We start from the raw sequence: 9,801 nt of genomic DNA, 5'->3' as shown, positions 1-9,801 counted from the left end.
GGGCTGCGCACGCGCCGTGCCCCGCGGCGCCTGCCGGTGCCTCTGGGTGTTGGGCCCCGCCGGCCGGGGGGCGGCCGCGCTCCGCCGCACCACGCCGGTCGCCCGCCGGCTCGCACGACCGCGGCTCCGGGCCGCGCACGGCGCCCGCCACCGCGACGGCGGTCACCAGCCCCGCGAGCAGCAGACCGGCGAGCAGGGGGGCGGCCGGACGGACGAGCGGGCGGCGCGGCGGGTCCGGCGGGCTCGGCGCGGCGCGCGTGTATCCGGACGGCGGCAGGTGACGGGGAGGTCGCACCCCCCGATCGTCACCCTCCGCGCACGTCCGCACACGGAGAACGGCCCGGCCGTTGCCACCTCGATACACGCCGCCCGCCCGGCCTGGGCGGGCCCGGCCCAGCACATACCGGTCAGCACATCACGGTCAGCGCGGGACGACCGTGAAGCGGCGCAGCGCCAGCGCCGGGTTCCGCTCCCGGACGTCCGCGAGCCGCGCGGGCGCGACGTCGGCCACGGCGGCGCCCGGCGCCTCCCCCAGCGACGCCGCCACCACGCCCATCGGATCGACGATCATGCTGTTGCCCGCGCCGGTCGGCGCGCACTGGTCCGCGGCCGCCACGTAGATCGTGTTCTCGATGGCGCGGGCGCGCACGAGCGTCCGCCAGTGGTCCTCCTTGAGCGGCCCCGGGACCCACTGGGCGGGCAGCAGGAGGACGTCGGCGCCCGCGTCCACGATCCGGCGCGTCACCTCGGGGAACCGCACGTCGTAGCAGGTCTGCATGCCGAACGTGACGCCGTCCACCGCGAACGTCTCGGGGTCGCCGATGCCGCCGTGCCGGACGATCTCCGACTCCTTGTACCCGAACGCGTCGTACAGGTGCGTCTTGCGGTACGTCGCGGCGACCGTCCCGTCGGGGGCGAACGCGACGAGCACGTTGGCGATGCGGTCCGGTTCGTCCAGCCGCTCGTTCAGCCCGGCGACGACGTGCACGCCGTGGCCGCGCGCCAGCTCGGCGAGCCCGCTCGCGAACGGGCCGTCGAGCCGCTCGGCGGAGTCGACGTACCGCCGGTCCAGTCTCGGCGCCGCGAACATCGCGAACTCGGGGCACGCCACCACCTTCGCGCCGCGCCCGGCCGCCTCGGCCACCAGTCCCCCGATCGCGCGGAGGTTCTCGTCCTTGTTCGTCCCGGGCGCGAACTGCGCCACCGCGACCTGCACCATGCTCCCGTCCTTCCCGCTCTCGGAAACGCCGTGTCAGAGCCGGTCCACGCCGGTCACCCGGACGACGGCGGCGCCCTCCTGGTCGGAGCCCGCGAGGTCCACCTCCGCCGAGATCCCCCAGTCGTGGTGCCCCTCCGGGTCGTCGAACACCTGCCGGACGCGCCACAGCGCGTCCTCGGGGACCTCCTCGATCTGCAGCAGCTTCGGGCCGCGCGCGTCCGGGCCCGTCAGCAGCTCGTCGTGCTCGGCGAAGTAGCCGTCCATCGCCTCCGCCCAGGCGTCCGCGCCGAAGTCCGGGTCCAGCTCGCCGAGGTCGCGGTACCGCTCCAGCGCCGCCAGCTCCACGCGGCGGAACATCGCGTTGCGCACCAGCACCCGGAACGCCCGCGCGTTCGCGGTGACCTTCGTGACGCGCTCCTCGATCGGCTCGTCGGGCTCCTCCGCGGGGTTGGCGAGCTGCTCCCACTCGTCCAGCAGGCTGGAGTCGACCTGCCGGACCAGCTCCCCGAGCCACTCGATCAGGTCGATGAGGTCGTCGGTCTTGATCGACTCGGGGACGGTCTGCTGCAGCGCCTTGTACGCCCCGGACAGGTACCGCAGCACCAGCCCCTCGCCCCGCGCCAGCTCGTAGTACGCGATGTACTCGGTGAACGTCATCGCCCGCTCGTACATGTCGCGCACCACCGACTTGGGGCGCAGCGGATGGTCGCCCACCCACGGGTGCCCCGCCCGGTAGATCTCGTAGGCGGCGCCGAGCTCCTCGTCCAGCGGCTTCGGGTAGTCGACGTCCTGGAGCAGCTCCATCCGCTCCTCGTACTCGATGCCCTCGGCCTTCATCTCCTGCACCGCCGCGCCGCGCGCCTTGTTCAGCTGCGCCGCGAGGATCTGCCGGGGATCGTCGAGCGTCGCCTCGATCACCGACAGGACGTCCAGCGCGTACGACGGCGAGCCCGGGTCGAGCACCTCGAACGCGGCGAGCGCGAACGTCGACAGCGGCTGGTTGAGCGCGAAGTCCTCCTGGAGGTCGACGGTGATCCGCGCGTACCGTCCGACGTCGTCCGGCTCCGGCAGCACCTCGACCACTCCCCCGGCCAGCAGCGACCGGTAGATCGCGATGGCGCGGGAGATGTGCCGCCGCCGCGCCGCCGGCTCCTCGTGGTTGTCGGTCAGCAGCCGCTTCATCGCCTGGAACGCGTTGCCCGGCCGCGCGATCACCGACAGCAGCATCGCGTGGCTCACCTGGAACCGGGACCGCAGCATCTCCGGCTCGGCGTCCTGCAGCTTGCGGAAGACCTCCTCGTCCCAGCCGACGAACCCCTCCGGGGGCTTCTTCCGCTGCACCTTCCGCCGCTTCTTCGGGTCGTCGCCCGCCTTCGCGAGGGCCTTCTCGTTCTCCACGACGTGCTCGGGCGCCTGCGCGACGACGAACCCGACCGTGTCGAAGCCCGCGCGGCCCGCCCGTCCGGCGATCTGGTGGAACTCGCGGGCCCGCAGCCGCCGCACCCGGCTGCCGTCGTACTTGCTGAGCGCGGTGAACACGACCGTCCGGATGGGGACGTTGACGCCGACGCCGAGGGTGTCGGTGCCGCAGATGACCTTGAGCAGCCCGGCCTGCGCGAGCCGTTCCACCAGCCGCCGGTACTTGGGCAGCATCCCGGCGTGGTGGACGCCGATGCCGTGCCGCACGAACCGGGACAGGTTCCGGCCGAACTTGGTCGTGAACCGGAAACCGCCGATCAGCTCGGCGATCCGCGCCTTCTCCGCCTTCGTGCACACGTTGATGCTCATCAGCGACTGCGCCCGCTCGATCGCGGCGGCCTGCGTGAAGTGCACCAGGTAGATCGGCGCCTTCTGCTCGCCGAGCAGCTCCTCGATCGTCTCGTGCAGCGGCGTGACCCGGTAGTCGTAGATCAGCGGGACGGGGCGCTCCGCGGACGTGACGAGCGCGGTGGGCCGTCCCGTCCGGCGGGTGAGGTCCTTCTGGAAGAACCCGACGTCGCCGAGCGTCGCCGACATCAGCAGGAACTGGCTCTGCGGCAGCTCCAGCAGCGGGATCTGCCACGCCCAGCCCCGCTCCGGCTCGGCGTAGAAGTGGAACTCGTCCATCACCACCACGCCGATGTCGGCCTGCGCGCCGTCCCGCAGCGCGATGTTGGCGAGCACCTCGGCGGTGCAGCAGACGATCGGGGCGTCGGCGTTGACGCTGGCGTCGCCGGTCATCATCCCGACGTTGTCGCGGCCGAACATCTCGCACAGGTCGAAGAACTTCTCCGACACCAGCGCCTTGATCGGCGCGGTGTAGAAGCCGACCTGGTCCTTGCCGAGCGCGGCGAACAGCGCCCCCGCCGCGACGAGGCTCTTGCCGGAGCCGGTCGGCGTGGACAGGATCACGTTCGCGCCCGAGACGACCTCGATCAGCGCCTCCTCCTGCGCGGGGTACAGCGTGATCCCGCGCCCGGACACCCACCGCTCGAAGGCTTCGAACAGCGAATCGGCGTCGGCGTCGTTTCCGGAGGGAAGCTCATCGATAAGACTCACCCCTCCATCCTGCCCCCGATCGCCCGCCGACCGGGAACCGGAGCGGGGCCGAAGCGGGATCCGGACCCGCGGGGCGGGCGGTTAGGGCGCCGCCGTCCGGCAAGAATCCGCTGGTCCGGCGCGGAAAAGGCGCGGAGACGACCGGAGGAGGCGAGGACATGCGCAAGGACGAGGAGCGGGGGCCCGGGGCCGGTTCCGGACGGGAGGACCGGCCGCACGAGCGGATCGTCCCCGGGACGGGGACCGCCGCGGAGGGGTACCAGGACGAGGACGAGCAGGGCACCCGGACGGGCGACCCGACCGCGGGGGTCGAGCGGGACGACGAACCCGGGCGCGGGGACGAACGGTGAACGGGTACGACAGGGTCGCGGTCGTCACCGGCGCGGACTCGGGGATCGGGAAGGCGGCGGCGGTCGCGCTCGCCGGGCGCGGCTTCAACGTCGGGATCACGTTCCGGTCCGACGAGGAGGGCGCGCGGGGGACGGTCGCCGAGGTGGAGGCGGCGGGACGGCGCGCGGCGGTGCGGCGGCACGACCTGGCCGACCCGGAGGCGGCGTCCGCGGCGGTGGACGAGCTGGCCGACGAGCTGGGCGGCCTCGGCGTCCTGGTGAACAACGCCGGGACGGGCAGCATGCGGCCGCTGGTCGACATGGACTACGGCGAGTGGCGCGAGGTGCTGTCGGTCGATCTCGACGGCGCGTTCCTGTGCTCGCGGCGGGCGGCGCGGCGGATGATCGAGCGCGGTCAGGGCGGGCGGATCGTCAACGTGACGAGCGTCCACGAGGAGCACCCGAGGGTCGGCGCGGGCCCGTACTGCGCCGCGAAGGGCGGGCTGAAGATGCTGGCCCGCGTGCTGGCGCTGGAGCTGTCGCAGTACGGGATCACCGTGAACACGGTCGCGCCGGGCGAGATCGCGACGCCGATGACGGGGCAGCACGAGCGGCCGCCCGAGGCGGACAGCAGGCCCGGCTACCCGCTGGCCCGCCCCGGGCACGCGAAGGAGGTCGGCGCCGCGATCGCGTTCCTCGCCGGCCCGGAGTCGTCCTACGTCACCGGCGCGTCCCTGTTCGTGGACGGCGGCCTGGGGCTGATGGGCCCGCAGGCCGCCGGGGCCCTCGACTCGCCGAAGTGGCGCGAGGGGTGACGGTCAGGGCGTGACCTCCGTGCGGTCGCCGCCCCAGAGGGTGTGGAACGTGCCTTCGCGGTCGACGCGCCGGTAGGTGTGCGCGCCGAAGAAGTCCCGCTGGCCCTGGGTGAGCGCGGCGGGCAGCCGGGGCGCGCGCAGCGAGTCGTAGTAGGCCAGCGCGGCGGAGAAGCCGGGCACGGGGACGCCGTGCTTCGCGGCGATCGCGATGACGTTGCGCCACGCCTCCTGGGCGTCGCCGAGCGCCTCGGCGAAGTGCGCGTCGGTCAGCAGCGTCGGGGTCCGCGGGTCGGCCTCGTAGGCGGCGCGGATCCGGTCGAGGAACCGGGCGCGGATGATGCAGCCGCCGCGCCAGATCGTCGCCATCGCGCCCGCGTCGATGTCCCAGCCGTACTCGGCGCTGCCCGCCTGGATCTCGTGGAAGCCCTGCGCGTACGCGACGATCTTGGACGCGTAGAGCGCCTTCTCGATCGCGTCGGGGACGCCCGGCAGCGTCTCCGCTCCGGCGCGGGCGGGGCCGGGCAGGCCGCGGGCGGCGTCGCGCAGGTCGGCGTGGCCGGACACCGACCGGGCGAACACGGCCTCGGCGATGCCGTCGACGGGGACGCCGAGGTCGAGCGCGCTCTGCACCGTCCAGCGGCCGGTGCCCTTCTGCTCGGCCCGGTCGAGGACGACGTCGACGAACGGGCGGCCGGTGGCGGCGTCGGTGTGCGCGAGGACCTCGGCGGTGATCTCGATCAGGTACGACTCGAGGCGGCCGGTGTTCCACTCCCGGAACACGGCGGCGATCTCGTCGGGGGCGAGCCCGGCGGCGTGCCGCAGCAGGTCGTAGGACTCGGCGATCAGCTGCATGTCGGCGTACTCGATGCCGTTGTGGACCATCTTGACGAAGTGCCCGGCGCCGTCGGGGCCGACGTGGACGGCGCAGGGCGTCCCGTCGACGTGGGCGGAGATGTCCTCGAGCAGCGGGCCGAGGGACGCGTAGGACTCGGCGGACCCGCCCGGCATGATGCTCGGCCCGTGCAGCGCGCCCTCCTCGCCGCCGGAGATGCCGGTGCCGACGAAGTGGAGGCCGCGCCCGCGCAGGTCGGCCTCGCGGCGGCGGGTGTCGGCGAAGTGCGCGTTGCCGCCGTCGACGATCATGTCGCCGGGTTCGAGGAGCGGCGCGAACTCCTCGATGACCGCGTCCGTCGCGGGGCCCGCCTTCACCATCACCACCAGTTTGCGGGGCCGCTCCAGGGACGCGACGAACGCCTCCGGGGACTCGGCCGGCAGGAACGTCCCCTCGTCCCCGAACTGCTCCACCAGCGCCCTCGTCCGGGACGGCGTGCGGTTGTGCACGGCGACCGGATGGCCGTGCCGGGCCAGGTTCCGGGCCAGGTTGCGGCCCATCGTCGCGAGCCCCGTGACACCGATCCGCGCCTTCTCCATGTGATCTCTCCTTGTCGTGTTCGACCCTGACCGCGGGCGGGTACGCAAGATCGCGATCCCCCGTTCGAGCACCGTGCCCGCATGCCCTTATTCCCCTCGGGAACGGGTCGCACGTGACGGAACGACGGGATCACGAGCGAGGTGGGGGTGCGATGCTGGGGCTTCCGGACGGAACCGCGGCGTGCCTGTTCGACCTGGACGGAGTGCTCACGCGGACGGCGTCGGTGCACGCGGCCGCATGGAAGGAGATGTTCGACGGGTACCTGCGGGAGCGGGCCGGTCGGACCGGGGAGCCGTTCGTCCCCTTCGACATCGCGAAGGACTACGGCCCCTACGTGGACGGCAAGAAGCGCGAGGACGGGACGCGGTCGTTCCTGGAGTCGCGCGGCATCCGGTTGCCGGAGGGCGGCCCGGACGACCCGCCGGACGCCGAGACGATCCGGGGGCTCGGAAACCGCAAGAACGCGCTCGTCCTCGAGCTGATCGGGGAGAAGGGCGTGGAGCGGTTCGACGGGTCGATCGACTACGTGCGGGCGGTGCGGGACGCCGGGCTGAAGACGGCCGTCGTGTCGTCCAGCGCGAACACCGTCCAGGTGCTGGCGGCGGCAGGGATCGCCGGCCTGTTCGACGCCCGGGTGGACGGCGTCGTCGCGGCCGAGCGGCGCCTTCCGGGCAAGCCCGCCCCGGACATGTTCCTCGCCGCCGCGCGGGACCTGGACGTCCCGGCGGCGCGCGCGGCGGTGTTCGAGGACGCGCTCGCGGGCGTGGCGGCGGGACGGGCCGGCGGGTTCGGGCACGTCGTGGGGGTCGACCGGGTCGGCGGGACGCACGCGCGGGAGCTGGCCGAGCGCGGCGCGGACGTCGTCGTGGGCGATCTCGCGGAACTCATGCAGGACGGGACGCGGAAGGGGAGCGCGTGAACATCCCGGAAGGGCAGGCGAGCGCCGATCGCCCGGTGTTCATGGTCGAGCCGTGGTGCGTGCGGGAGCCCGAGCTGCGGCTGGACCGGCTGCGGCAGAGCGAGTCGGTGTTCGCGCTCTCCAACGGGCACGTCGGGCTGCGCGGCAACCTCGACGAGGGCGAGCCGCACGGACTGCCGGGCACCTACCTGAACTCGTTCTACGAGCAGCGGCCGCTGCCGCACGCCGAGACCGCCTACGGCTATCCCGAGTCGGGGCAGACGGTCATCAACGTCACCAACGGCAAGGTGATCCGGCTGCTGGTGGACGACGAGCCGTTCGACGTCCGCTACGGGCGGGTGCACCACCACGAGCGCGTCCTCGACATGCGGGCCGGGACGCTGACCCGGGACGTGGAGTGGACGTCCCCGGCGGGCCGGCGGGTGCGGGTCGGCTCGGTGCGGCTGGTGTCGCTGACGCAGCGTGCCGTCGCCGCGATCTGCTACGACGTGGAGCCGGTGGACGAGGCCGTCCGGATCGTCGTGCAGTCCGAGCTCGTCGCGAACGAGGCGCTGCCCGGCGGCGGGAAGGACCCGCGCGCGTCGGCGATCCTGGAGAGCCCGCTGGTCAGCGAGGAGCACGCCGCCAACGGCAAGAAGGTTCTGCTGCTGCACTGCACGCGGGAGAGCGGCCTGCGGATGGCGGCGGCGATGGCGCACGACATCGAGGGCCCGGAGTCGATGTCGGTCGACACCGAGAGCTCCCCGGACGTGGGCCGGCTGACGGTCGCGACGCGCATCGAGCCGGGGCAGCGGCTCCGGATCGTCAAGTACATCGCCTACGGGTGGTCGAGCCAGCGGTCCCGCCCGGCGCTGCACGACCAGGTCGTCGGGGCGCTGGCGGGCGCGCGGCAGACCGGCTGGGAGGGGCTGCTGGCGGAGCAGCGCGAGTACCTCGACGCGTTCTGGCAGTGCGCGGACGTCGAAGTGGAGGGCGACGCCGAGATCCAGCAGGCCGTCCGGTTCGGGCTGTTCCACGTGCTGCAGGCGGGCGCGCGCGCCGAACGCCGCATGATCCCGGCCAAGGGGCTCACCGGGCCCGGTTACGACGGGCACACGTTCTGGGACACCGAGACGTTCGTCCTGCCGGTGCTCACCTACACGGTGCCCGGCGCGGCCGCCGACGTCCTGGCGTGGCGGCACATGACCCTGCCGCTGGCCCGCGAGCGCGCCCACCAGCTCGGCCTGCGCGGCGCCGCGTTCCCCTGGCGGACGATCCGGGGCCACGAGTGCTCGGGGTACTGGCCGGCGGGCACCGCCGCGTTCCACGTGAACGCCGACATCGCCGACGCGGTCGTCCGGTACGCGGACGTCACGCAGGACGTCGGGTTCGAGCGGGAGGTCGGTTTGGAGGTGCTGGTCGAGACGGCGCGGCTGTGGCGGAGCCTCGGCCACCACGACGTCGGCGGGGTGTTCCGCATCGACGGCGTCACCGGGCCGGACGAGTACAGCGCGGTGGCCGACAACAACGTCTACACGAACCTGATGGCGCGGCGGAACCTGCAGGAGGCCGCCGAGACGGCGATGCGGCACCCGGACGTCGCCGAGCGGCTCGGCGTGGACGCCGAGGAGGCCGCGTCGTGGCGGGACGCCGCCGCCGCGATGCTGATCCCGTACGACCGGCGGCTCGGGGTGCACCCGCAGAGCGAGGGGTTCACCAACCACGCCCGCTGGGACTTCGCCTCGACGAAGCCCGACCACTACCCGCTGCTGCTGAGCTACCCGTACTTCGACCTGTACCGCAAGCAGGTGGTGAAGCAGGCCGACCTGGTGCTGGCGCTGCACCTGTGCGGGCAGGCGTTCACGGACGAGCAGAAGTCACGCGACTTCGCGTACTACGAGGCGCTGACCGTCCGGGACTCGTCCCTCTCGGCGCAGACGCAGGCGGTCATCGCCGCCGAGGTCGGGCAGCTCGAACTGGCGCACGACTACCTGGGCGAGACGGCCCTGATGGACCTGCACGACCTGAACCGCAACACCGGCGACGGGCTGCACCTCGCGTCGATGGCGGGCGCCTGGAACGGGCTCGTCGCCGGGTTCGGCGGGATGCGGGCGGGCGGCGGGCGGCTCCGGTTCGCGCCGCGGCTGCCCGGCGGGATCAGCCGGCTGACGTTCCGGATGCGGTACCGGGGCAGCCTCGTGCGGGTGACCGTGACCGCCGACTCCGCCCGCTACGACCTGCTGGACGGCCCGGGCGTCAAGCTGTGGCACCACGGCGAGCCGTTCACGCTGGGCGAGGAGCCCGTCGAGCTGCCCGTCGAGCCGGTCTCGGCGCAGCCGCCGCCGACGCAGCCGGCGGGGCGGGAGCCGATGCCGCGCCGCCTCGACCCGCACGGCCGCGACGACCGCCGCGGGCGCTGAGGGACCGGACCCTCCGGGTGGCGGCCGCTCGGGCGGGCGTCACTCGGGGGGCGCGCAGACGGGGGCGCAGCCGTCCTCGTCGCGGGCCGGGCGGGCGCCGGTCCGGCCCGCGACGAGGACGGCTGCGCCCCCGTCTGCGCGCCCCCCGAG

The 9,801-nt window shown here is 73.7% G+C and carries 7 protein-coding genes and 1 pseudogene; 4 read left to right on the top strand and 4 right to left on the bottom strand.

What is annotated here, in order from left to right:
* The 3 genes and pseudogenes from DMH08_RS42150 to DMH08_RS36265 all read right to left on the bottom strand — a co-directional run.
* Positions 1-295 (bottom strand): annotated as a pseudogene (locus tag DMH08_RS42150) (hypothetical protein); the annotation flags it as partial.
* Positions 296-421: 126 nt separating this feature from the next.
* The gene (locus DMH08_RS36270; RefSeq protein ID WP_026405938.1) at positions 422-1,219 is read right to left on the bottom strand and encodes a carbon-nitrogen hydrolase family protein; all 798 of its coding nucleotides are present in this window, start codon (positions 1,217-1,219) and stop codon (positions 422-424) included.
* A gap of 33 nt (positions 1,220-1,252) precedes the next feature.
* On the bottom strand, positions 1,253-3,757 hold the full coding sequence (locus DMH08_RS36265; protein ID WP_125620686.1) for a DEAD/DEAH box helicase: 2,505 nt from the start codon (positions 3,755-3,757) through the stop codon (positions 1,253-1,255).
* A 158-nt stretch (positions 3,758-3,915) separates the two neighbouring features.
* Here DMH08_RS36265 and DMH08_RS36260 point away from each other — a divergent pair, with 158 nt between their 5' ends.
* Together DMH08_RS36260 and DMH08_RS36255 are read left to right on the top strand one after the other, a co-directional pair.
* Entirely contained in the window at positions 3,916-4,107 is a 192-nt protein-coding gene (locus tag DMH08_RS36260) for a hypothetical protein (RefSeq protein ID WP_051301550.1), read from the top strand.
* Positions 4,104-4,901: an SDR family oxidoreductase gene (locus DMH08_RS36255; protein ID WP_026405936.1), complete on the top strand. Its 798-nt coding sequence runs from the start codon at positions 4,104-4,106 to the stop codon at positions 4,899-4,901. Before DMH08_RS36260 ends, DMH08_RS36255 begins: the two co-directional genes overlap by 4 nt.
* A gap of 3 nt (positions 4,902-4,904) precedes the next feature.
* Here the strand turns inward: DMH08_RS36255 and gndA are convergent, their stop codons facing one another.
* Positions 4,905-6,332, bottom strand: coding sequence for an NADP-dependent phosphogluconate dehydrogenase (gene gndA / locus DMH08_RS36250; RefSeq protein WP_125620684.1), 1,428 nt, complete (start codon positions 6,330-6,332; stop codon positions 4,905-4,907).
* A 152-nt stretch (positions 6,333-6,484) separates the two neighbouring features.
* Here gndA and DMH08_RS36245 point away from each other — a divergent pair, with 152 nt between their 5' ends.
* Both DMH08_RS36245 and DMH08_RS36240 read left to right on the top strand, forming a co-directional pair.
* Complete coding sequence (locus DMH08_RS36245; RefSeq protein WP_026405934.1) at positions 6,485-7,252, top strand: beta-phosphoglucomutase family hydrolase; 768 nt, start codon at positions 6,485-6,487, stop codon at positions 7,250-7,252.
* Entirely contained in the window at positions 7,249-9,651 is a 2,403-nt protein-coding gene (locus tag DMH08_RS36240) for a glycoside hydrolase family 65 protein (RefSeq protein WP_233618019.1), read from the top strand. The genes DMH08_RS36245 and DMH08_RS36240 overlap by 4 nt, the downstream gene beginning before the upstream one ends.
* Positions 9,652-9,801: the final 150 nt, after the last annotated feature.

The organism is Actinomadura sp. WAC 06369 (assembly GCF_003947565.1).
GTDB classification, from domain to species: domain Bacteria; phylum Actinomycetota; class Actinomycetes; order Streptosporangiales; family Streptosporangiaceae; genus Spirillospora; species Spirillospora rifamycini.
Note: the sequence above shows the minus strand (reverse complement) of the source record. Positions and strands in the feature narration are given on the sequence as shown.

Excerpts from the sequence above, each read along its gene's own strand:
- DMH08_RS36270 (WP_026405938.1), bottom strand. The coding sequence starts at position 1,219 with ATGGTGCAGGTCGCGGTGGCGCAGTTCGCGCCCGGGACGAACAAGGAC.
- DMH08_RS36260 (WP_051301550.1), top strand. The coding sequence starts at position 3,916 with ATGCGCAAGGACGAGGAGCGGGGGCCCGGGGCCGGTTCCGGACGGGAG.
- gndA (WP_125620684.1), bottom strand. The coding sequence starts at position 6,332 with ATGGAGAAGGCGCGGATCGGTGTCACGGGGCTCGCGACGATGGGCCGC.
- DMH08_RS36245 (WP_026405934.1), top strand. The coding sequence starts at position 6,485 with ATGCTGGGGCTTCCGGACGGAACCGCGGCGTGCCTGTTCGACCTGGAC.